This window comes from Actinomyces oris (assembly GCF_001937665.1).
In the GTDB taxonomy this organism is placed as follows: Bacteria; Actinomycetota; Actinomycetes; order Actinomycetales; family Actinomycetaceae; genus Actinomyces; species Actinomyces stomatis.
This window is the reverse complement of sequence record NZ_MSKL01000007.1, coordinates 76,254-99,887: the sequence shown is the minus strand read 5'-3', so window position 1 is coordinate 99,887 and position 23,634 is coordinate 76,254. Positions and strand designations below refer to the sequence as shown.

The window sequence follows — 23,634 nt, the reverse complement described above, 5'->3', positions numbered from 1 at the left end:
TGTGACCCAGGACCATAGATTTCGTTAGGCTCGGGAAGCATGACGACGGGGCATTCACCTTCTTCCGGCGACTACGACGCAACGACAGCGCTCAGCAGGTTCGCCTCACCGCAAGACCTCGAGCGGATCGCCGAGACCCGTCCGGACCTGCACTCGATTCTGGCGACCAACCCGTCGCTCCCACCCCGGGCCCGCGAGATACTGGAGCGGTCCGACGACGCCGTCGTCCAGGAGGTGCTGGCGCGCCAGGCCGGTCGTGGCGCTCAGCCGGTGCCGCCTGCGCAGCCTCCTGTCCCGGGCGAGCTCAGCCCGATGGCGCCGACGATGGCGGTGGGGACGGAGGGGGCACCACCCCAGCAGCCGACTCCCGCCGGTTCCGGATACACGCAGGTTCCTCAGGGGTATGGCGGTCACCAGCTGAGCGCTCCCGGCACGGTGCCGCAGGGGGCCTCGCTTCAGGGACCCGCCCCTCAGTGGAACGGGAGCACGGCACCTCAGTCCCCGCAGGGCCCGCTCCCGCAAGTGCCTCAGGGGGCGCAGGCCTCTGCGGCGTCGCAGCCCGTCGCGCCGCCGCCAGCCGGCCAGGGGTATTCGGCGCCCTCGCTGCAGTCGGCGGCACAGCCCGCGGATCAGCAGACGGCGATGCCGCCTGGGGTACCGAGCCGGGTGCCGTCGGGATATGGAGTGGGCCAGGAGCAGGCTTATGCCCCGGGCCAGGCGTACGGCCCGAGTCAACCAGACGCGCAGGCATACGGGCCTCCGATGTATGCGCCGCAGGCTCAGGCTCCGAGCAAGCGCCGTCTGCTCAGGGTTGTAGCTGTCGTTCTGCCGGTCATTCTCGTTCTGGGTGTTGGTGGCGTGGCCGCCTGGTACTTCCTGGGGCGCCGCGACGTTTCCTTGGCCTCTCCGTTCGTGTCCCCATCAGAGGCATGGACGAAAGGCGCAGACAAGGCTTGGAGCGCCGATGTCGCAGCCAACAAGGAGCCCTATGTGGTCGGCGGTCATTTCCTCCTACTCGACAAGTCCGACGGCACTCTGACCGGCTACACGCCTCTGGACGACAATATGAAGGAGGCATGGCAGGCGAACCTCGACGACGAGGACCTGACATCCATCTCCCGTCCCACGCCGGGCTTTCAGACCTGGGGCGACAACACGCTCGTCTACAAGTCGTCCCTCATCGATATGAAAACTGGAAAAGTTTCTTCAGCCCCTTGGAAAGAGGGGAAGTCAGCGATTATCGCCGACAACATCGCCATCTCCTGCAATTCGAGCGACAATTGCACCGCCTGGGACTCCCCGGCGAAGCAGAAGTGGACACGTAAGATCCCCGGGACTGGAGAGATGTCCTCCAAAACCTACTATCGCAATGATTCCACCCTTACCAGAGGAGGTCGGCGCTACGCCTGGGTGTACAACGCCATCATCAACATCGACAACGGCGAGACACTCATCCTGGGCGGAGGCTCCAAGGTCGACTCTGACCTCACCAGCACCTTCTTCAAGGATGGTTGGGGGACCTTCGAGATAAAGAATGGCGAGTCCGAGGCTGACGACACTGCTAGCGATTCACCATGGTCAACCACGTACAAAGTGACGATATACGACTTTACGGGCAAGAAGCGGAGCAGCTTCACCGAGACAATCACATTGGGCGAACAAGTTGTCATAGGCGAGAGCGAGCTCATCACCGCCGAGGAGTACCGCACGTACTTCAAGGACCAGGACTACAGCAAAGCAAAACTGACATCAAAAGTCAACGCGAATGGGTGCATCACGAAACTCAAACCGAAAGACAGAAAGCCTATCAGCATCCAGCCACCCGACAACAGTAGCGGCTTATCCTACGACTGGATTTCACCATCCTGCGCATCCGTCGCAACAAGCCCTCAGGGCAGTGACATCGTTAGATTGGCAACATTGGGCCGTGGTGACATCAACGGGCTGACTATGCTTATGAACATCAAGACCGGCGAAGAGATCACCTTCAATGGGATCGACTGGAAAAACGGAGACTCGCTCATCATCGCCAAGCCCGACCTCATCATCGGCTACGACAAGGATGACGGCAAGGTCATCGGCTTCAAGCCCGCCTCCTGAGACGGCGCCGAGGCGACACTGACGCGGTGCTTTCGGAGACATTCCGCTCTACTTTCTTAGGGCGCCCCCGCCCACGTAGCACCACGCCAGCCTTGGCCAAGAGGCTCCGTACCCGAGTGATGGAGTAACCCGACTGTGTCGAAATCTGCTGAACCGACGCCCCCTTCAGATATTCATCAGCCATGATCTGGGCGACTCGATCCGAGAGCCAGTCACTCATCCGCTCATGTGGCTCCAGGTGCGGCAGGGAGTCGATCTTGCCGCCTTCGTACCCTCGCTGAGCTTTACCTTGCGGCGCTACTTCTTCGTCCGACTCATTGCCCCACACGGACCATCCCGGTCGCGCGTAACGGGCGAACATCTCCAGGTACGGCCCCGGCGAGCACGACTCAATCAGGTCATACTGCTCGTCAGGCTTGCGGCTGTGCTCACGCTTGCGCGTCTCGATCATGTTGACCGTCGAGCGACCAGGCGCCAACGTCCTCATCGAACCCTTGACACCGAACAGGATCGGCTCAGTGACATTGCGGAAGTAGAAGCCGACGCCACGACCGTCCGGCCCGCCGTCCTTCCGCCGCTTCGCCCAGATGATATTCGAGACATAGCGGAAGCCCCACGCCTGCATCACCTCCAGGCCCTCAGGAAGCAAGGCGTTGGGAACCCACAGATATAGGTGAGCGTTCGCTGCGACCACATCACCGACGGGAAGCTCCTTGATCTCCCCAAGAGACATCGTCCCGTACCTCCCCAAGCGACGGTGCTCGGGAGCGACCTTGCCGGTTCGATTAGTGAACCGCCACGGAGGGTCGGCCAGAATGGTCTGGAATCCTCCTTCCACCGTGGGAAGTGGAGCGATTTCCGCAGAGGATCCCAGAGCCTTGGACACCCCCTAGGTGTACCAGAAAAAGATCTGATTTGTCACTCATGGATCTTTCTCTGTGAATGACCCCCGTTCCCCACTCCCTACTTCTTCAATCCGGGCTCTCGAGCGGTTCCCCGCCGGAGGTCAGGCAGAGCTGGCGCAGATCGCGCGCTTCCGCGGCGGCCTGAGGCGACCGTGTCTCCGACGCCGGCGGGGACATTCCGCGCGGCCGGGTGCGGTCCGCTCCAGCCGGGGACACCTGACGCGTACGGGGACAGGAATCCTGTCCCCGACGGCGTCGAAAGTCCCGGCCCGCACAGAAATGTCCCCGCTGGCGTCACATGTCCCCCGACCATGAGTGGGTGCACTCGCACAGATCGCCCCGCTCGCCGAGCCTCCGGCGACCGGCACGCCGGCCTTCCCAACCATCGCAGATCGGCCATCGGCAGAAATAGGCGCACCGGTCCAAGCCCGGTGCTCGTTGTCTGGCGACGAGTGTAGTCCCCCATCCTCCCAACGCCCCAACCTCTGCACATGGTCATCGGACATCCTCAGTTGGTGGGATACTTCTGCCCGATCCCCCATCCTGACGACGAAGAGGCCGACTGTTGAGCAAAGAGACTGAGCGCGATGCGCTTCACCGTGCGATCTGGCGAGTTGCCAACGACCTGCGCGGGAGCGTGGACGGCTGGGACTTCAAGGCCTACGTTCTGGGCTTTCTTTTCTACCGGTTCATCTCCGAGAACCTCACCGAGTACATCAACGCCGGCGAGCACGAGGCCGGAGACCCGGACTTTGACTACCGTTTCCTGTCGCATGCCGACGCCGAGGGCGCCCGCGACGGCATCATTGAGGAGAAGGGTTTCTTCATCGCCCCGGGGGACCTGTTCGACAACGTGCGCGAGCGGGCACCGCGCGACGAGAACCTCAACGAGACCCTGTCACGCATCTTCAAGAGCATCGAGGCCTCGGCGACCGGCACGGGCTCGGAGTCGGATCTGCGGGGCCTGTTCGACGACGTGGACGTCAACTCCACGAAGCTGGGCCGCACGGTGGCCCAGCGCAACGACAAGCTCACGCGGCTCATGCAGGCGATCGGGGACCTTGACCTGTCCTACGGGGAGTCCTCGATCGACACCTTCGGCGACGCCTACGAGTTCCTCATGACGATGTACGCCTCGAACGCGGGCAAGTCGGGCGGCGAGTTCTTCACGCCGCAGGAGGTCAGCGAGGTGCTGGCCCGCATCACGGTCATGGGCAAGACGAGCGTCAACCGCGTCTACGACCCGGCCTGTGGCTCGGGCTCGCTGCTGCTGAAGTTCGCAAAGGTGCTCGGCAAGGAGAACGTGCGCGGCGGGTTCTTCGGCCAGGAGATCAACCTGACCACTTACAACCTGTGCCGGATCAACATGTTCCTGCACGACATCAACTTCGCCGACTTCAGCATCGCCCACGGGGACACCCTCACAGACCCGGCGCACTGGGACAATGAGCCCTTCGAGGCGATCGTCTCCAACCCGCCCTACTCAACGAAGTGGATCGGCAAGGACGATCCGGCTCTCATCAACGACCCGCGCTTCTCCCCGGCGGGCGTGCTGGCCCCAAAGTCGAGGGCGGACCTGGCCTTCACCATGCACATGCTGTCCTGGCTAGCAGTGGATGGGACAGCGGCGATCGTCGAGTTCCCGGGCGTACTCTTCCGCGGCGCCGCTGAAGCCAAGATCCGCCAGTACCTGGTGGAGAACAACTATGTCGACGCCGTCATCCAGCTTCCACCAGATCTATTCTTCGGGACACAAATCGCCACGTGCATTATCGTGCTTAAGAAGTCGAAGCAGGACAACAGCGTCCTGTTCGTGGATGCCTCGAAGCAGTTCGTACGGGAGGGCAACAAGAACAAACTCTCGGCGGAGAACCAGGAGATGATCCTGGAGACGCTCGCCAAACGCGCCGACGTCGATCACGTGCCGCACTGATGAGCGCGGAGGTGATCAGGGAGAACAGTTTCATTCTGTCAGTGTCCTCCTACGTGGAGGCGGAGGACACTCGCGAGGAGGTCGACATCGTGGAGCTCAACGCCCGGATCAAGGAGATGGTGGAGCGACAGGCAGTGCTGCGAGCCAGCATCGATGAGATCGTGGCCGAGCTCGAAGGCGGTGCCCGGTGAGCCGCATCGATGACCTCATCCGCGACCTCTGCCCTGACGGCGTGGAACACAAGACTCTCGGTGAAGTCGGCGAGTTTATACGAGGCAACGGAATCAAGAAAAGTGATTTCACCAAACAAGGCTATCCCTGTATTCATTACGGGCAGATCCACACTCATTACGGGATCAGCGCAGCCGAAACCATCTCACACATACCCCCAGAACAGGCTACCCGACTTCGAAAAGCACAACCTGGAGACCTCGTTATCGCCACAACAAGCGAAGACGACGACGCTGTCGGCAAGGCAACAGCTTGGCTCGGCACCACACCGGTTGCAGTGGGCGGCGACTCATACATCTTTAGGCACTCGATGGAGCCAAAGTATGTATCCTATTTTTTCTCATCCACCACATTCTCGCGACAAAGACAGACCCATATAACAGGATCTAAAGTTCGACGCATCACCGCACCCTCCTTATCGAAAATCATCATTCCCGCACCCCCTATTGAAATACAACATGAAATTACTCGAACATTAGATCAGTTCATCCAACTGGAGGCGGAGCTGGAGGCGGAGCTGGAGGCTCGCCAATACCAGTATAACTACTACCTCAACGAACTTCTGAGCTTTAAGGGTGACCCAAATACACCCTGGCGCCCTCTAGCTCAACTTGGCACATTCCATCGAGGAAAACGGTTCGTCAAGACTGACTACTCCGACTATGGCATCCCCTGCATTCATTATGGCGAAATCTACACTAGATATGGGGTATCGACATCATCTGTTGTGAGCAATCTTGACGAATCGCTTCGCCAGAAACTTCGCTTTGCCCAGCCGGGAGACGTGATTCTTGTTGACGTCGGAGAGGTGGTTGACGATGTCGGTCGCAGTGTTGCCTGGATTGGGAATGAACCTGTTGCTATTCACGACCACAGTTACGCTTTCCGCAGCACTTTGAACCCCACGTTCGTTTCCTACGTGATGCGCACCGACTGGTTCACACGCCAGAAGGCAAAGCATGTCGCGCGAACGAAGGTGAAGACTCTTCTGATCGACGGATTCTCAAAGATTCATATACCTGTACCACCACGCACGGAACAGGATCGGATCGTCGAGAAACTCAATCAATTTGACACCCTCGTCAACGACCTGTCCTCTGGCCTCCCCGCCGAGATCGAAGCTCGTCGCAAGCAGTACGAGTACTACCGTGACCGCCTCCTCACCTTCCCTGAGAAGAAATGACCCCATGAGCGGAAAACACATCGAGCTCTTCCTCGTCGATGGAGAGCCAGGCGGCATCACGACCGCAAACATCTCAGGCTGGACTGGAGATATCCTTGTCTGCCCTCGCTCAGCCCTCACTCGTCTCTTCGACCGCGAAGAGGCTCATCGCAACGGTGTCTACCTCCTCTTGGGTGACGACCCTGATGCGATCGAGAGCGTCGCCTGCTACATCGGGAAAACTGAGGGCTTCTCCGCCCGATTCCGTCAGCACGATCGTCAAAAAGACTGGTGGGACCGGGCAGTCCTCATCAGCAGTCGTGACGATTCCTTCAACGAAGGGCACTGGGGCTACCTCGAGGCTCGTCTTGTCGAAATCGCTAACACCGCCAAGCGCTGTTCGCTACCCGACAACACCCAGACACCGCAGCCCCGGAAGCTCTCGGAGGCTCAGCAGTCCGACACTGAGGTATTCCTCGAGCAGATTCGTGGCGTCCTTCCAATCCTTGGAGTCAACATTCTACGTGGCACTCACAGGCCTCCTGACCGGCAAACACCTCCGCCGGATATCGACTCCCCGATTTTCACACTCCTCGCCCCTAAGCACGGAGTTAAAGCCCGGGCTCGCGTTGTCGGGTACGAGTTCATCATGCTGGAAGGATCCCACATCGTTGGCAAATGGACTAACGCAGGACGCACGTCGAGCACCCGCCAATCCTATGAATCACTCCGCACCCAACACGCCAAACTCGTTGATGACGGAAGTATCGCTGTCGAGGGAATGATTGGCAGGCTCACACGGGACATCCCCTTCCGCTCACCATCCACCGCCGGCTCTATCGCCGTCGGCTACTCCTGTAACGGTCGTACCGCCTGGAAGTGGACAGGGGGCACCTATGGTGACTGGGAGAACCGGGACCCCGATCCCACAGCCACAGTCGCAGCAGATTCTCTCCACCCCTGACGAAAGCGTCCTCCCATGACCATTCGTGAAGCCTCCGCCGTCGGCGTCGAACCGGTTGTTCTCACCAGTGAGAGCACCGTCGTCGGACTCTATGAGCCCGAGGAGAGTGACCGCGCCGGCTACCAGTCGGAGGCCGAGCTGGAAGCGGCCTTCATCCGCCAGCTACAGGCCCAGGCCTACGAGTACGTCTCCTTCACCAGCGAGGACGAGCTCGTCGCCAACCTGCGCACCCAGCTCGAAGCCCTCAACGACTACACCTTCACCGATGAGGAGTGGGAGCGCTTCTTCGCCCAGTCGATCCGCACCCGCTCAGGCGGCGGGGACGAGATCGCGGAGAAGACCCGCCGCATCCAAGAGGACCACGTCCAGACCCTCATCCGGGACAACGGCGAGTCCAAGAACATCCGGCTCATCGACAAGCAGCACATCCACAACAACCGCCTGCAGGTCACCAACCAGTACGTCGTCGAGACAGGCGCCCACCACACCCGCTACGACGTCACCGTCCTCGTCAACGGCCTGCCACTGGTGCACATCGAGCTCAAGCGCCGCGGCGTGCCCATCCGCGAGGCCTTCAACCAGATCAACCGCTACCAGCGTGACTCCTTCTGGGCGGGCGCCGGCCTGTTCGGCTACGTCCAAATCTTCGTCATCTCCAACGGCACCCAGACCAAGTACTACTCGAACACCACCCGCTTCGACCACGTCACCGAGTCCACACGGGGCAAGCGCGAGTCCAAGGCCGCCAACTCCGACTCCTTCGAGTTCACCTCCTGGTGGTCCGACGCCGCCAACAAACCGATCACGGACCTGGTCGACTTCACCCGGACCTTCTTCGCCAAGCACACGCTGCTGGCCCTGCTGACCCGCTACTGCGTCTTCACCACCGCGCAGAAACTGCTGGTCATGCGGCCCTACCAGATCGCCGCGACCGAGGCGATCCTCCAACGGATCCTCACGGCGTCGGCCAACAAGCAGACCGGCACCGTGGCGGGCGGCGGCTACATCTGGCACACCACCGGCTCGGGCAAGACACTCACCTCCTTCAAGACCGCCAAGCTGGCCGCCGGGATGGAGGGGATCGACAAGGTCATCTTCGTCGTCGACCGCAAGGACCTGGACCACCAGACCATCAAGGAGTACAACCGCTTCGCCGATGGGACGGTCTCCGCGAACCAGTCCACCAACCAGCTGAGCCGGCAGATCAACGACCCGGATACGAGCATCATCGTCACCACGATCCAGAAGCTCTCCAACTTTGTGGGGCACAACCGCAAGCACGCCATCTACACCGGGCACGTGGTCCTCATCTTCGACGAGTGTCACCGCAGCCAGTTCGGGGACATGCACACGGCCATCACCAAGGCCTTCCGCAACTACCACCTCTTCGGGTTCACGGGCACGCCGATCTTCGCGGCCAACTCCGGCTCCAGCGGGAATGTCCAGCTGCGCACCACCGCGCAGGCCTTCGGCGACCAGCTGCACACGTACACGATTGTGGATGCGATCCGGGACAAGAACGTGCTGCCGTTCCGCATCGACTACATCGACACGATCAAGATGCCCGACGTCGTGCGCGACGAGGAGATCAGTGGCATCAATACCGAGCGGGCGCTGCTGGCACCCGAGCGACTGGCCCAGGTGGTGGGTTACATCCGTGAGCACTTCGACCAGAAGACGCGACGCAACTCCTCCTACACGCTGGGGCAGAGGCGGGTGCTGGGTTTCAACTCGCTGTTCGCGACGGCGTCGATCCGGGCGGCGCGCGCCTACTACATGGAGTTCAAGCGGCAGCAGGAGGGGCTGGCCTCGGACCGACGCTTGAGCGTCGGCATCGTCTACTCCTACGCGCCCAACGCCGATGCGCCCGGGGAGACGCTGGCCGATGAGGTCGTGGACCCCTCGCAGCTGACCGCGGACGACCGCGCCTTCCTCGATGAGGCGATCCGCGACTACAACGCTCAGTTCGGTACCGCCTACGACACGAGTGCGCAGGGCTTCGAGGGTTACTACGAGGACATCTCTCGGCGGCTGGCGGAGCGGACCATCGACGTGGTCATCGTGGTCAACATGTTCCTCACCGGGTTCGACTCCAAGACCCTCAACACCCTGTGGGTGGACAAGTCGCTGCGCACGCACGGGCTCATCCAGGCGTTCTCGCGCACGAACCGGATCCTCAACTCAGTCAAGACCTACGGCAACGTGGTCTGCTTCCGGGACCTGCAGGAGGACACCGATGAGGCCATCGCCCTGTTCGGCAACAAGGCCGCCGGTGGGCTGGTTCTCCTCAAGCCGTACAAGGAGTACCTGGAGGAGTATCTGGAGAAGATTGGCGAACTGCGGGCCAGGTTCGAGCCGGGGCAGATGATCGCCTCGGAGGCCGAGCAGAAGGAGTTCATCCGGCAGTTCGGGAAGATCCTGCGGCTACGCAACATCCTGGCAAGCTTTGACGACTTCGGAGACGACGACGTCATCGGCGAGGCCGAGTTCCAGGACTACCGCAGCGTGTACGTGGATCTATACGCCGAGATGCGGCGGGCGGCCGACGTGGAGAAGGAAGTCGTCAACGACGATCTCGTCTTCGAGATTGAGCTGGTCAAGCAGGTTGAGGTGGGAGTCGACTACGTCCTCATGCTGGTGGAAAAGCACCGCGAGGAGGCGGGCGACGGCGAGGACAAGGAGATCCCAGTGGCGATCCGCCGAGCAGTGATGTCCAGTCCCAGCCTGCACAACAAGCGGGACCTCATTGAGGAGTTCGTGCACACGGTGTCAGCCTTCGGGGACGTGGACGAACAGTGGCGGGCATTCATCGAGCAGCGACGCAGCGAGGAGCTGGCGGCGATCATCCGCAACGAGAAGCTGCGCGAGGGGCCGGCGAAGGCGCTGGTGGAGGCCGCCATGCGAAACGGGTACGTGCCCACTGAGGGGACCGCGATCACAAGGATCCTGCCGCCAACCCCCAGATTCCGGCGCGCGGCCGACGACAGCCACGACGAGAAGAAGCGCCGAGTCCAAGCCGCCCTGGCCGCCTACGTCGAGAGGTTCCGGGGATTAGGGCATGATTGACGCCACATACCATCAATTGGAGCAGTAGAACATGCAACAAATCACCGACCTTTCCGAATCAGAAGCAAGACAACATTTCATGTCGTCACACTCATACTCATCCCTTCCTATTCCTTCATATTTCGACTTCACTAACCTATTGGCGCAAACCTCAAAAGTTATGGAAGAATTAGGGGGAACTAGAAATGATTACAAAACAGGATACCCTGACATACGAGACATACAGGATGCAAATTATCTATTTTTAGCAAACAAAGATGGGGGCTCATCTTGGCGCCCATTCTCACTCATCAACCCCGTGTTATACATAGAACTAGTAAACTTAATTACAGACAAAGACAACTGGTCATTTATCAAGAACAAGTTTCTTGAATTTCGACAGATTCCAAATATAACTTGCTGTTCGCTGCCAACCTTCGAAAAAAATGCAAAACAAACAACAGAGGCTTCAATCACAGACTATTGGAGCAAATTCGAGCAGGAATCGATCGCACAGTCCATCGAATACCAATGTGTCGCTATTACTGATATCACAAACTGCTACGGCTCTATATACACACACTCCTTATCTTGGGCCCTGCATGGAAAAGAAGCCGGGAAAGAAGATCGCAAACAGCATCCGCCACAACTCCTCGGGGGGAAGATCGACCAGATCCTACAGGATATGCAGCACGGACAGACGAACGGAATTCCGCAAGGTAACGTCATTTCCGACATAATCGCTGAGTTGATCCTAGGCTATGCGGACAGTTTACTTTCATCGGCACTTCAAGATGACAATGAAACAGTCGAGCGGTCCGAAAATTGGTATAAAATTATCCGCTATCGCGACGATTACCGGATATTCACTCATCCTACGGAGGACGCCAGAACAGTTCTCTTAAACTTAACGAAAACACTTCAATCGGTCAACATGCAGCTCAACCAAACTAAGACACATATTTCCAGCGATATAATTTCTTCTTCTGTAAAAAAAGATAAGGCACACCTAATGCACCTGGGGTTTCCAGGCTCATTCCCGGTAGGAGGGCACCAGAAACGCCTTTTCGCCATACGTCAGTTCGCTATCGAACACCCCAATAGTGGTGGGCTCGAGCGGCTTTTGTCGAATTTTCGAAATCACATTGAATCTACCGAAGTACATAGTGGAAAGTTTTCGGATGTTGCCGTATTGATATCTCTGGTATTCGACATAATGATACGAAACCCTCGCTCCTATGCGCAATGTATGTCTCTACTGTCTGTACTCTTTGACTTTCTTGAGCCAAAAGAGGTTGAAGGACAGGTGGATATGATACAAAATCGAATGAAAGAAGTACCGAATACAGGGTACTTTGACTTATGGTTGCAGCGAATCGCCCATCCTCGGAGATTATTTCTCCCATACCAAGAAAAACTATGCCAGCACATCAATAGCAGGAGCCCCAGGCTCAAGCACCAACTTTGGGACACCAGTTGGGTAGATAAAAAACTGCAGCGAGTCATAAAGTGCACCCCAATAGTGGACTCTGACGCCCTTAAATCATTGTCGCCAATAGTTCCTATAGAAGAAACAACATTGTTTATAGAGCCTTATCGAACACACATTTTCTCCGAACGTAAAGTACAAGCATAATAGATCCACCGAGGGCCTTAGTGAGTTGATTCTCATGGAGTTACTTAAACACAAATAATCGTGGGCAGGAAATAGAATTCTGGAGGGAATAAAATGTATTCGAGGAAATACAGGAGGCCCCTTCTTCTCAAGACAAATCAAGGGATCTTCAGATGACAGCAGTGAGAAACTAGCGAATCTCGGCGAGGTCGTCGTCATAGGTGCCCATCGCCTGGGCATCGGCCACTATGTCTCACAGGGTCTCCTCCACCCGACGCCGGCGGGGACATTCCGCACGGCCGGGTGCGGTCCACTCCAGCCGGGGACCTTCGACGCCGTCGGGGACCGGATTCCCGTCCCCGACGGCGTCGATGGTCTCCGCCCGCGACGACATGTTCCCGGCCGCGCAGGATGTCCCCGGACGCGAGGACACAACACATCTCAACCGCCGCTCTTGTACCAAGCGACGGCGATTTGGACGCGGTCGCGCAGGTGGAGCTTGGCCAGGATTCGGCTGACGTTGCGGCGCACGGAGGCGGGCTGCAGCACGAGCCGCTCGGCAATCTCCTCGTTCGACATGCCTTCCGCAATGAGCCGAGCCACGTCGAGCTCCCTGGGCGTCAGCACCCCAAACCTCTCCCGCAGCCCCTCGCGCTGCGCCCCAAACAGCGCCCGCTGAACCCCTCGCGCAATGAGCTCCTTGGTGATGCGCGGCGTGAGCACGGCGTCGCCCTGCGCCACCGCCCGCACCGCCTGAGCCAGCTGCGCCGCCCGCACATCCTTGAGCAGGAACCCCGAGGCCCCCACCTCCAACGCCCCGAAGGCGTAGTCGTCCTCGTCGTAGGTGGTCAGCACCAGCACCTTCACCGTCGGGAACCGCCGCGCCATCGCCCGGGTCGCGCTGATCCCATCCATGCCCGGCATGCGCACATCCATGAGCACGACGTCGGGCAGCCCCGTTGACCGGTTCAGCCGCTCCAGGACCTCCAGCGCCTCCTGCCCGTCACCGGCCTCCGCCACCACGCGCAGGTCCGGCGCCTTGCGGATCATGAGCGCCAGCCCCAGGCGCGCGTAGCGCTGGTCGTCCACGATCATGACCGACGTCGGCCTCAATCCCTCCGACTCCGCGCCCACGCCTCAGCCCTCACCGCGAGTTCTCGGCACGGTCGCCGTCACCAACCAGCCACCGTCGGACTCGAGCCCCCAGTCCAGCGAGCCTCCCGCAGCCTCGACCCGGGCCCGCAGCCGCAGTAGGCCGGTCCCCTCCGCGAGGCCACCATGGTGGCCGTCGTCCTCCCCGCCTCTGCCACCTGAGGAGCCGTCGTTGCGAACCGTCACCGTGACCGCCGACTCGCCGTGGTCCCAGGACACCTGCACCTGCGACAGCGCGGGCGCGTGCCGCACCGCGTTGGTGAGCGCCTCCCGGGTGAGTGCGAAGCACAGCTCGGCCTGCCCGGCGTCGTCGGCCCGCTGCCCGGTCTCGGTGAAGACGACCGTAACGCCCAATGACCTCACCCTGCCGACGACGCCCCTGATCTCATCCCAAGACCGGCGCCCGGCACCGTCCCGGTCCGGCGACTCCGCCGACTCATCCTCGCCGTCGGCCAGGGCCCTCACCGCCCGGCGCGTCTGCTCCAAGCACTCCCGCGCCACCTCATTGATACCGCCGAGCGCCTCATCGATCTCCGGGTCGGCGCCACCGGCCAACCCCTCGGACAGGGCGATGATCGTGGTCAGGCCGTGCCCCACGGAGTCGTGCAGCTCGGCGGCGATACCGGCCCGGCTCACCGCACGATCGCGCTCGGCCCGAAGCGCCCGGAAGCGCTCCCGCTCGGCTTTGGCCCCGGCTTGCGCCGCTCGCCAGTTCGCGACGCTGCGCGCCATCATTGCCGCGATGACCGTCAGCAGGACCGCGACCACCTGGCTGAGCCACTCCTCCATCAGGACCCCGGGCGGGGCCACCAGGACCGCGCTGGCCGTCGCCATGAGGCAGGCCGCGCCGATCACCGCGAGGTGCTGCCACAGCGGGAGCCGGCTCACCGCACTCCCCAGTGCCACCAGCATCGGGAAGAGAAAGAAGTTGTTGAGCCCCAGCGCCGAGGCCACCACGTACACGGCACACTCGATCAGGAAGACCCCCAGCGGGTACCTGCGTCGCGCAGTGAGGAGCGCCGTGGACCCCATGGCCGCCAGAATGAGAATCGCAGAACCGATTCTGGTCGGGGCGATCCCTGCAACCAGGCCGCCGTCGCCGACGCGGCCGGTCAGCACCGCGCTGCCAATCATGCCGCCCTGGTAGGTGGCGCACAGGATGAGGAGCAGCGTGGACAGGATGCCGGGGCCGGCCTGCGCGGGCGCCGGCTGGCGCACCCACTCCCCCAACGTCCGCCAGTCGATCCGCATCCTCATGGCCGACGACGAACCACGCTCTGCACCGAACACCAGCGCCCCTCCTCCCCGTTGCGTCCGTACCCTACGCCCCGAGACCTGAACCCCGACCACGGCCAGCGGGCCGCGAGCGGCCAACCTACTCAGTCCTAGCGATCTGCTGCCCCTCCCACCTCGGGCCCATCGTCACTCGGCCGCCAGGACAGTGCCGATCGGGGTCCGGGTGGCGCCCCGGATCGGAGCGAGTAGCACCGCGACCAGGGCCAGGAAGGACAGGAGGGCCACCAGCAGCACTGGCCCGACGCCGGGGCGCACTACCAGCGGCATCCCCGCCCTGGCGTAGAAAAGGGACTCGCCGGCCGTTGTCACCACCAGTGGCACGAGCGAGATCAGCAGGGCCGTCCCCACGTACAGCGCCGCCTCGACGACCACCTGCCGGCACACGCCGCGCACCGTGCTCCCGGCGCAGCGCAGCACCGCGAACTCACACTGCCGGGACCGGGAGGACATGCCGACGACGGCCACGGCCCCCAGCAGCGCCATCGCCCCGAGGATCGCCGCCAGCACCAGCGAGTCCACCTGGTTGATCGCCACGTTCAGGCGCGCCGCCTCCACCACCGCCTGCCCCGTGGCGAGACTGGTCGTGAGTGCCGCGGTGAAGGAGATCGCCAGGGCCAGCAGGCCGATGGCACTTGCCGACGACTCGCTGCGCCACAGCGCCGAACGCCGCGCGATGAGCCACGGTCCACCCAGCCGCGCCAGCGGCGCCGACCACAGCCGCAGCAGCCGCGGGATGAGCGCGGGCGCCAGCAGCACCACGAGGACCGCGAGCAGGAGCGACGCCAGGATCGCCTGGCCCCCACCGGTCGGCAATCCGTCGATCTTCCTTCCGGGTGGGGCCAGAAAAGCGACGAACAGCTGCCCCGCACACGCAAGCGCCCACACTCCGGCCAGGATCCATCGCCCCACCCCCATGCGGCGTCGGCCTTCCGATGCGGTGTCCCGCACTGCCTCCACGGCTGGCGTTCTCACGGCGGCGCGTGCCGGGCCCACGGCCCCCAGGACCGCGACGGCGACCACGACCACCACGGTGAGCAGAAGTGTCGTCGGTGTCTGGGCGACCTCGATCCGCCCCATGCGCGCGGCCGCCAGGCGGGTGAGCACCGAGGCGAAGGGCTGGGCCGCCACCTGCCCCAGCAGGATCCCGGGCACACAGGCCACCAGGCCCAGCACCGCCACGGCGGCAAGGACGGCGGCGAGCACCTGGCGGGGCAGGGCGCCGGCCAACCGCCACAGGGCCCAGCTCGTGCGCAGTGCCTGCACGCAGGACTGCCCGACGACGGCCACCACCGGAACCGTCACCATCGCCGTGTAGAAAGCGACCGAGATACCGGGAACGACGAGCTCGGCCGGGTCCACGCCCGCCGCCCGCGCCGCGGCGACGACGTCGGGGCGGGTGACGGTCATGCGGTGCACCAGGCAGACGTTGATGAGCCCGGCGGCGAGGGCCAGCACCGCCACCGTCCCCGACCAGGCTCGCCACTGTGTAGCCAGGGCGCGCAGCGTGTAGCGGGTCATGCCGCATCTCCCATCTGATTGACGGCGGCCAGCAGCTCGTCGGGGGTGGCACCGCGGCGGCGGTCGACGATACGGCCATCGCGCATGATGAGTACGCTCTCCGCCAGGGCTGCGGCCCCCAGGTCGTGCGTCACGAGGATGACGGCGGCCCCGTCGTCGGCCAGGCGCCGCAGCTCGGCCAGGACGAAGGCGGCCGAGCGGGTGTCCAGGGCCCCGGTCGGTTCGTCGGCGAAGACGACCGGTGGACGGCGGTAGAGGACCCGCCCTAGGGCGACGCGTTGCTGCTCGCCGCCCGAGAGCGTGGTCGCGACCGCGTCAGCGCGCGACTCCAGTCCCAGCCCGACCAGGACTTCTCGCACCCGTGCCGAATCGGGGCGCCTGCCGGCCAGGGTGTCGGAGATCGTGATGTTCTCCCGCACCGTCAAGTAGGGCACAAGGTTGTAGGCCTGAAAGACGAAGCCCACCCGATCGCGGTAGAGCTCGGCCACCCGCGCCGCCGGGAGCCCGCCGAGGTCACGCCCCATGAGCGAGACGCGCCCCGACGTCGCCGGCTCCAGCCCGGCCAGGCACAGCAGCGCCGTGGACTTGCCCGAGCCACTGGGTCCGACCAGCGCCGTCATCCGCCCCGGCATCATGGCGCAGGAGATGCCGTGCAGGATCTCGATCGGTTCCCCACCGGGGGTCGGGAAGGACTTGCGCAGATCACGCGCCTCCACAGCGGCCGGGCCACCTTCTCCCCCGACGCCGACGACGTCTCCCTCCCCAGCCGCGCCGCCCGGGCCCCCGAGGCCCCCGGGTGTGCGTCCCCGCACTGGTTGAGCCGACCGGCTCGGCTGTCTCCGTTCACGTCGAGCTGCCATGGCCCTGGACCGTCCTCTCCCCTGTGAATCCGCCGGAATCGCGGGACGCCGTCGGACGCCCGCGGATCAACCTAGGCGACCGCCTCGGCTCCCGGGCCCACAGACCGCGAACTGTCCACAGATGATGACAACCGACCCCACGGGCAGCGCGGTTGGGGACATTCCGCGCGGCCGGGCGCGGTCCGCTCCAGCCGGGGACAGTCCGCGCGTTCGGGGACAGGAATCCGGTCCCCGACGGCGTCGAACGTCCCCGGCCGCACAAGAATGTCCCCGACGACGTCGCACGCCCACCCCACCCACCACTAAGACCTATAAATATTACTGTTTCGCTAAGCCATTCAACATAAGAGAACTCTCACGCTCACCTGTGGTCCCTCTAGGGCTGGCTCGTGACAGTTGAAGCATGAACACCTCACGCCGCATCCTCGCCCTGGCTCTGCTCATGCTCGTCCCGGTGGCGCTGGCGCTGGCCGCCGAGTTCATGGCCGTCGTCCCCGGCCCGCCCGCGCAGCCCAGCCCGGTCCACCTGACCTCTGCTGGCCAAGGGAGCTGATGCCGATGACCACCGTCCCCTCGTCTCCTCCCCCACTGGCCGCCAACCCGGTCTCCGGTCCCTCGGTGCCCGCACGGCTGCGCATCGTCGCCTGGATGCTGTTCGTCGTCGCCCTGGGGCTGACCAGCATGATCGTCTCCGTACGCTCCACTCTCATGGCGGACATCTCCCGCTCCGCCAACGCCGACGTCGCCCACGAGGTCAAGGAGCTGCAGAACTTCGCCTCCACCGGCGTCGACCCGCGGACCTCCAAACCCTTCACCTCCACCACCCGTCTCATGGAGGTCTACCGGGACGGCCAGCAGCTCACCGACCGCGAGGCCGTCATCATCTACAACCACGCCACCGGCAAGGCCACCCAGGCCTCCGGCGCCTCCGCCCCGAACCTGGACCTGACCAGCACGGACCCCTTGTTCGTCAAGATGCTGCAGTCGCCGTCGGGCGCCACCTCCTACGGAAGCGGGGAGGTCCGCTGGGCCCGGGTCGAGCTCGAGCCCGACAACCCCTCCCAGCACCTGTCCGTCATCACCATGAGCTTCACCGCCTCCCGCGTGGACCAGCTCAACGCCACGATCTGGCTCATGGTCGGCATCAGCGCGGCCGTCCTGGTCCTCACCGGCGTCGTCGGGCTGCTCGTGGCCCGCCAGATCCTGCGTCCCCTGCACGACCTGCGCACCGCGGCCGCCTCCGTCTCCACCCAGGACCTCAACCGCCGCCTACCCGTCAAGGGGCGCGACGACATCGCCGGCCTGACCGAGGCGTTCAACGGCATGCTGGACCGCCTTCAGGAGGCCTTCGACGGCCAGACCCAGTTCGTCCTGCGTGCCCACCAGGAGATCTCAGGCCCCCTGGCCGTCATGGACGCGCGCCTGGCCAGCCAGCCGGCCACCCGCACCGTCCTCCAGCAGCGCGCCCAGATCGCCGAGCTGCAGCGGGTCCTCGACGACCTCCAGTCCCTCACCCAGGCCGAACGGCGCGACTTCGCCCACCTCACCCCGGACGTCGAGGTCTCCGAGCTGGCTCGCACCCTGCTCGACGACGTCGAGGCCATGGCCCCGGGCCGCTGGAGCTTCGACCTCAGGGCCCGCGGCACGGCCACACTCGACGTCGAGCGCCTGCGTCAGGCCACCGGTCACCTCGCCCGCAACGGGCTGCAGCACGGCGACGGTCCTCTGACCCTCACCGTCGCCCCCGGCACCGACGGCTACGGCCGCAGCGGGCTGGAGATCTCCGTAACCGACGAGGGCCCCGGACTGGCTGACGACGACGTCGACTGGCTCTTCGAGCGCTTCACGCACGGCGAGGCCGATGGCAGGCCACGCGGCAGCGGGCTGGGTCTGGCCATCGTGCGGGCCATCGCCGACGCCCACGACGGCACCGTCTTCGCGGTCTCCGCCTCGGGTCAGGGCGCCACCGTCGGCCTGCGCATCCCGGCCGACAGCTCCTGGCACCTCTCCTCGGACCCCGATCCCGCCTCCGTCGTCTCCCCGGCCACCGCCCCCTCCTCACGCACCTCGGCGGCCACGGCGCCCCGGGTGAGCGACGGTGAGCCGGCGGCCGCCCACGACGACAGCGCCCACGACGACGGCACCCACGATGACCGCGCGCACGGCGCCTCGGGAGAGGAGGCCGGCTCATGACCACCGCGACTGACGCCGTTGCCTCCTTCGAAACCGATGTGCCCACCGTGCGCGAGACCCTGCCGCTCTCCCTGGCCAGGAGCGGCGAACCGGCTCCGGCCCGACGCCTGCCATGGCGGCGCATCATCTCCGCCGCCCTCGCCGTGTGCCTGTGCGCGGCCGTGGGCGTGGCCGCCTGGCGCGCCGGCGGCGCCGAGGGGAGCCTGACCGTCACCGGCGCACTCACCCTCATCATCTTCATCGCCTCGGTGTGGGCCTGGGCCTTCACGAGCGTGGACGACACCTACATCTCCTTGGGGGCCGCCACCGCCCTGGTCCTCACCGGCGCCCTGAGCCCGGACGAGATGTTCGCCAGCCTCGGTGACGACACGATCTGGCTGCTGGTGGCGGCCTTCGTCATCGCCGTCGGGGTGAGCGCCTCGGGTCTGACGGGCCGCCTGGCGGCCTGGCTGGTGACCGGCACCGACCACCCGCGTGTCCTGCTCCACCTGGTGACGGCCGCGATCGTCGCCACCGTCTTCGCGGCCCCCTCCACCTCGGGTCGGGCCGCCCTGCTGCTGCCGGTGTACACGGCCCTGGCCGGCGCGCTGCGCACCGGGTCGGGCGACGACGACGCCCTGGTGGCCTCCCGCAAGCGGCTCATCCACGCCCTGTCGATCATCTTCCCCACTGTCATCCTGCTGTCCGCGGTCGGCTCCTTCCTGGGGGCGGGCGCCCACCTGGTGACCTCCCACATCGTGGCCTCGGCCGGTGGGCAGGAGTTCTCCTTCGCCGGCTGGCTGCTGCTGGGCCTGCCCCTGGCAGCCCTGTCCAGCCACCTGTCCACCGAGCTCATCGTGTGGCTGTTCACCCGCAGGGAGGACATGCGCCGTCGGGTGCGCGTCGACATCGCCGACCTCGCGGCGGCCTCCCCGACCCCGGTCACCGGCCCCCTGACCCAGGCCGAGAACCGGGCCGCCCTGCTCGTCGGCACGGTCGTGGTGCTGTGGTGCACCGAGGCCCTGCACGGGATCGACCCGGCCATCGTGGCCCTCATGGGGGTCCTGGTGACTTCGCTGCCCGGTTACGGCTCGGTGGCCCTGCGCAAGGCCCTGGCCAAGGCCCCCTGGTCGCTGCTGGTCTTCATGGCGGCCACCCTCGCCATGGGGGACGCGCTGGTGTCCACCGGCGCCGCGAAGTGGGTGGCGACCTCGGCCTTCAACGCCGTGAGGATTCACTCCCCCTGGCCCTTCATGCTGGTCGTCGTGGTGCTCTCGACGGCATCGCACCTGGTCATCCAGTCGCGTTCGGCCCGCTCGGCCGTCCTCATCCCGATCGTCGTGGCCCTGGCTCCGGCGGTGGGTGTCAGCCCGGCCGCGGCGGCCTTCGCCTCGACCGCCGCCGCGGGCTTCTGCCACACGCTGCCGTCCTCGGCCAAGCCCGTGGCCATGTTCTCCGACATCGAGGGCGTGGAGACCTTCTCCCCCGACGACCTGCGGCGCCTGTCGCTGCTCCTCGGCCCCCTCATGGTGGTCCTGGTCATGGCGTGCAGCGCCTGGCTGTGGCCGCTGCTGGGCCTGAGCTGGTGAGGCCGGGCGACACCCGCGCCCCGGGCCCGCCCCATCCCCTGAGAACCCCGCACACATTGCAACCCTGGAGGAAAGTCATGCCCACATCCGTTCCCACCCGCATTCTCGTCGCCCCCTCCGGTTTCAAGGAGAGCCTGTCCCCCGAGGGGGTGTGCCAGGCGGTGGCCGCCGGGGTGCGCCGTCTCCTGCCCGGCGCCGTCGTCGTCGAGCTGCCCCTGGTCGACGGCGGAGAGGGCTCGGCGGCCACGATGGCCCGGGCCACCGGCGGCGACCTCGTCACCACCCGCGTCACCGGCCCCGTCGGTGAGCCGGTCGACTCCTACCTGGCCCGGCTGGGCGGATCGGCCCAGGGCACCTGGCTGGTGGAGATGGCCGCGGCGGCCGGCCTGCGCCTGGTGCCCGCCGGGATGCGCGACCCCGGCGCCACGACGACCACCGGCGTCGGAGAGCTCATCTCAGTGGCCCTCGATAACGGCGCCCGGCGCATCATCATCGGCTGCGGCGACTCGGGGACCTGCGACGGCGGGGCCGGCGCGCTCGTCGCCCTGGGCGCCCGGCTTCTGGACGCAGGCGGCGATGAGATCGACCCGATCGGCTCGAACCTGGCCCGAGTCCAGCGGATCGAGACCTCCGGCATGGACCCCCGCCTGCGCGACGTCGAGGTCCTCGTGGCCGGCAACATGCACAACCTCCTCACCGGCGAGCGCGGCGTGGCCCGCGTATTCGGGCCGCAGAAGGGGGCGACCCCCGAGCAGGTGGAGGCCCTCGAGGCGGGCCTGGTCCACTGGGCCGGTCTCCTCACCGAGGCCTTCCCCGCCCAGGCGGCCCACCGCGACCTGCTCACCGGCCCTGGGACCGGCGCCTCGGGCGGCCTGGGAGCCGGGCTCGCCGCGGGACTGGGGGCCAGACTGTGCTCGCGCTTCGACGTCCTCATGGATGCCGACTTGTGCGGCGTCGACCTCGACACCCAGATCGCCCGAGCCGACCTGGTCATCACCGCCGAGGGCGCCGTCGACTTCCAGACACCGCGCGGCAAGATTCCCGCCGAGGTGGGACGGCGGGCCAAGCTGGCCGGCAAACCGGTCATCGCGCTGGCCGGCTCCATCGGCCAGGGCTCCGACGCCGTCCACGCCGCCGGGATCGACGCCGTCATGGGCATCATCCCGGTCCCCATGGACCTGACCGAGGCCGTCTCCCACGCCGACGAGCTCGTCACCGACGCCACCGAGCGGGCGCTGCGCCTCATCCTCCTGGGCGCCGCCATCGCCGCCTGACCTGAGTTGCACAGTTTGGGGTTGGTTGATGCTTCAGGGTGGGGTTTTTCGTTGGAATGGTGGGGGGGGGTGGAGTGGCTGTTGTGGGGCACTAAGGGGCCGGTAGGAACTGGTGGGTGACCCCGTACCTGCGTAAGGTCATGACCGCCTCTGGGGCCACGGCCGTGCAGGTCGTGGTCAAGGAGAACGGTGCGCGCCGGATCGTTGAGCACCTGGGTTCAGCTCATGACAAGGCTGGCTGGCCGCTCTGTTGCACCTGGGACACCAGAGGCTTCTGGCGGGTCAGCAGGTCCTGGGTCTGGGGTCGGCGCTCGACGGTGGAGGCCAGGCACCCAGTCATGAGCCGGGTCATGGTGGTGCGGCGCGAAGGCCGGCGATCATCTCCCGCAGGTCGGGCGGTTTGATCGAGGCCATCAAGACGGTCTACGCCCGTCTGGAGCTGAGTGAGGCGGTCGGGGGGTGACCGAGCCTTTGAGCAGATGGTCGTCGCGCGCTTGATCGAGCCGACCTCCAAGGCCGACACCCCAGAGTCCTGTCCGAGATCGGCTGGCCAGCCCCGGCCCACCGCAACACCCTGCAAGCCTGTCTGGCCCGGGCCCAGGAGCGGGGCTACCGCGAGAGCCTGTCTGGAGCCCTGTTCGAGCACGTCACCGCCAGTGGGGGTCTGGCCCTGTGCCTGTACGACGTCACCACCTTGTACTTCGAGACCGAGCGTGAGGATGACCTGCGCAAGGTCGGCTACTCCAAGGAGCGGAGGGTCGACCCCCAGGTCATCGTGGGCCTGCTGGTCGACCGGGCCAGTTTCCCTCTCCAGGTCGGCTGCTGGGAGGGCAACAAAGCTGAGACCACCACGATCATCCCCATCGTGGAGGCTTTCCAGGCCGCCCACGATATCGAGGACCTCGTGGTGTCACTGACGCCGGCATGCTCTCGGCCGCCAACCTGACGGCCCTGGACGACGCCCGGCTGCGGTTCATCGTCGGGACCCGGCAGGTCCGCACCCCAGGGGATCTGGAGGTGCACTTCCACTGGGAAGGCGACGCCTTCACCGATGGTCGGCTGATCGACACCATCACCCCCAAGCAGGGCTCCAGGAGCGAGCGCGACGTCAGCAGGCGTCATGAGCCGGTGTGGGACCCGGACATCCATCCCGGTTCGTGGCGGGCCATCTGGGCCTACCCCAAGAAGCGAGCGGCCCGGGACAACCAGACCCTCACGGCCCAGGCCGACCGGGCTCGGGCCGTCATCGCCGGCGAAAAGCATCCTCAGGGCACCCGTTTCGTCACCGCCCATAAAGGCGATCAGGTCCTCGACGAGACGTCCATCGCCAGGGCCAGGTCCCTGGTGGGTCTCAAGGGCTAAGTCACCAGCATCCCCGCGCACCTGATGGACACTGGTGAGGTCGTCTCCTCCTACCACGAACTGTGGCACGCCCGGCCAGTCCTTCCGGATGAGCAAACACGACCTGCGAGCCCGCCCCATCTTCCACCACACCCGAGACGCGATGGAGGCTCACCTGACCGTGGTCGTGGCCTCCCTGGCCGTAGCCCGCCACCTTCAGGACGCCACCGAGATCAGCATCAAACGCGTCATCCGCACCCTCAAACCCCTCCAGGACGTCACCACCAACCTCAACGGCCACCATCTCACCCCGCCGCTCCCTGCCCCCGGGGCCGAAGACATCTCACCGCTCTTAAAATCCCAACAGGGCACTAAACACTGTGCAACTCAGAATAAAGCCCACGACGCTGTTGGCGTTGACCGAGTTCGTGACGTGGGGATACCGGGCCGGTCCCGCTTCAACCTAGTTCATGTTTA

General features: G+C 64.7%; 14 protein-coding genes and 2 pseudogenes. 11 read left to right on the top strand and 5 right to left on the bottom strand.

What is annotated here, in order from left to right:
- Positions 1 to 39: 39 nt before the first annotated feature.
- On the top strand, positions 40 to 2,100 hold the full coding sequence (locus BKH28_RS03390; RefSeq protein WP_075417477.1) for a hypothetical protein: 2,061 nt from the start codon (positions 40 to 42) through the stop codon (positions 2,098 to 2,100).
- On the opposite strand, the gene BKH28_RS03385 is transcribed toward BKH28_RS03390, so the two are convergent.
- Complete coding sequence (locus tag BKH28_RS03385; protein ID WP_256695462.1) at positions 2,084 to 2,938, bottom strand: MT-A70 family methyltransferase; 855 nt, start codon at positions 2,936 to 2,938, stop codon at positions 2,084 to 2,086. The genes BKH28_RS03390 and BKH28_RS03385 overlap by 17 nt on opposite strands.
- A gap of 632 nt (positions 2,939 to 3,570) precedes the next feature.
- Here BKH28_RS03385 and BKH28_RS03380 point away from each other — a divergent pair.
- The 5 genes and pseudogenes from BKH28_RS03380 to BKH28_RS03360 all read left to right on the top strand — a co-directional run bounded on the left by BKH28_RS03380 (position 3,571) and on the right by BKH28_RS03360 (position 11,976).
- Positions 3,571 to 5,129: pseudogene (locus tag BKH28_RS03380) on the top strand (type I restriction-modification system subunit M).
- Positions 5,126 to 6,352, top strand: a complete 1,227-nt coding sequence (locus BKH28_RS03375; RefSeq protein ID WP_143224057.1) for a restriction endonuclease subunit S — start codon at positions 5,126 to 5,128, stop codon at positions 6,350 to 6,352. Before BKH28_RS03380 ends, BKH28_RS03375 begins: the two are co-directional and overlap by 4 nt.
- Before the next feature lie 4 nt (positions 6,353 to 6,356).
- A complete protein-coding gene (locus BKH28_RS03370) occupies positions 6,357 to 7,295 on the top strand; it encodes a GIY-YIG nuclease family protein (RefSeq protein WP_075417475.1) in 939 nt (312 codons plus the stop codon).
- A 15-nt stretch (positions 7,296 to 7,310) separates the two neighbouring features.
- Entirely contained in the window at positions 7,311 to 10,361 is a 3,051-nt protein-coding gene (locus BKH28_RS03365) for a type I restriction endonuclease subunit R (protein WP_075417474.1), read from the top strand.
- A 31-nt stretch (positions 10,362 to 10,392) separates the two neighbouring features.
- A complete protein-coding gene (locus BKH28_RS03360) occupies positions 10,393 to 11,976 on the top strand; it encodes an RNA-directed DNA polymerase (RefSeq protein ID WP_075417473.1) in 1,584 nt (527 codons plus the stop codon).
- A 420-nt stretch (positions 11,977 to 12,396) separates the two neighbouring features.
- Here the strand turns inward: BKH28_RS03360 and BKH28_RS03355 are convergent, their stop codons facing one another.
- From BKH28_RS03355 to BKH28_RS03340, 4 genes are all read right to left on the bottom strand, one after another.
- Entirely contained in the window at positions 12,397 to 13,089 is a 693-nt protein-coding gene (locus BKH28_RS03355; protein WP_081380019.1) for a response regulator transcription factor, read from the bottom strand.
- Between the two features lie 3 nt (positions 13,090 to 13,092).
- Positions 13,093 to 14,397, bottom strand: a complete 1,305-nt coding sequence (locus BKH28_RS03350; protein ID WP_256695456.1) for a sensor histidine kinase — start codon at positions 14,395 to 14,397, stop codon at positions 13,093 to 13,095.
- A 132-nt stretch (positions 14,398 to 14,529) separates the two neighbouring features.
- Entirely contained in the window at positions 14,530 to 15,921 is a 1,392-nt protein-coding gene (locus BKH28_RS03345) for an FtsX-like permease family protein (RefSeq protein ID WP_075417472.1), read from the bottom strand.
- Positions 15,918 to 16,637: an ABC transporter ATP-binding protein gene (locus BKH28_RS03340; RefSeq protein ID WP_075417471.1), complete on the bottom strand. Its 720-nt coding sequence runs from the start codon at positions 16,635 to 16,637 to the stop codon at positions 15,918 to 15,920. The genes BKH28_RS03345 and BKH28_RS03340 overlap by 4 nt, the downstream gene beginning before the upstream one ends.
- A 547-nt stretch (positions 16,638 to 17,184) precedes the next feature.
- Between BKH28_RS03340 and BKH28_RS13520 the strand changes: the two genes are divergently transcribed.
- The 5 genes and pseudogenes from BKH28_RS13520 to BKH28_RS14000 form a co-directional block, all read left to right on the top strand.
- Positions 17,185 to 17,334: a hypothetical protein gene (locus tag BKH28_RS13520; protein WP_178388096.1), complete on the top strand. Its 150-nt coding sequence runs from the start codon at positions 17,185 to 17,187 to the stop codon at positions 17,332 to 17,334.
- Between the two features lie 5 nt (positions 17,335 to 17,339).
- Positions 17,340 to 18,974, top strand: coding sequence for a sensor histidine kinase (locus tag BKH28_RS03335; protein WP_075417511.1), 1,635 nt, complete (start codon positions 17,340 to 17,342; stop codon positions 18,972 to 18,974).
- Positions 18,971 to 20,542, top strand: a complete 1,572-nt coding sequence (locus tag BKH28_RS03330) for an SLC13 family permease (protein WP_143224056.1) — start codon at positions 18,971 to 18,973, stop codon at positions 20,540 to 20,542. The genes BKH28_RS03335 and BKH28_RS03330 overlap by 4 nt, the downstream gene beginning before the upstream one ends.
- A 77-nt stretch (positions 20,543 to 20,619) precedes the next feature.
- Complete coding sequence (locus tag BKH28_RS03325) at positions 20,620 to 21,816, top strand: glycerate kinase family protein (protein WP_075417470.1); 1,197 nt, start codon at positions 20,620 to 20,622, stop codon at positions 21,814 to 21,816.
- Positions 21,817 to 21,932: 116 nt separating this feature from the next.
- Positions 21,933 to 23,494 (top strand): annotated as a pseudogene (locus tag BKH28_RS14000) (IS1634 family transposase); the annotation flags it as partial.
- Positions 23,495 to 23,634: the final 140 nt, after the last annotated feature.

What these genes read in the sequence shown, in the direction of transcription:
- BKH28_RS03335 (WP_075417511.1), top strand. Translation starts at nt 17,340, where the DNA reads ATGACCACCGTCCCCTCGTCTCCTCCCCCACTGGCCGCCAACCCGGTC.
- BKH28_RS03345 (WP_075417472.1), bottom strand. Translation starts at nt 15,921, where the DNA reads ATGACCCGCTACACGCTGCGCGCCCTGGCTACACAGTGGCGAGCCTGG.
- BKH28_RS03325 (WP_075417470.1), top strand. Translation starts at nt 20,620, where the DNA reads ATGCCCACATCCGTTCCCACCCGCATTCTCGTCGCCCCCTCCGGTTTC.
- BKH28_RS03330 (WP_143224056.1), top strand. Translation starts at nt 18,971, where the DNA reads ATGACCACCGCGACTGACGCCGTTGCCTCCTTCGAAACCGATGTGCCC.
- BKH28_RS03360 (WP_075417473.1), top strand. Translation starts at nt 10,393, where the DNA reads ATGCAACAAATCACCGACCTTTCCGAATCAGAAGCAAGACAACATTTC.
- BKH28_RS03370 (WP_075417475.1), top strand. Translation starts at nt 6,357, where the DNA reads ATGAGCGGAAAACACATCGAGCTCTTCCTCGTCGATGGAGAGCCAGGC.
- BKH28_RS03365 (WP_075417474.1), top strand. Translation starts at nt 7,311, where the DNA reads ATGACCATTCGTGAAGCCTCCGCCGTCGGCGTCGAACCGGTTGTTCTC.
- BKH28_RS13520 (WP_178388096.1), top strand. Translation starts at nt 17,185, where the DNA reads ATGAACACCTCACGCCGCATCCTCGCCCTGGCTCTGCTCATGCTCGTC.
- BKH28_RS03390 (WP_075417477.1), top strand. Translation starts at nt 40, where the DNA reads ATGACGACGGGGCATTCACCTTCTTCCGGCGACTACGACGCAACGACA.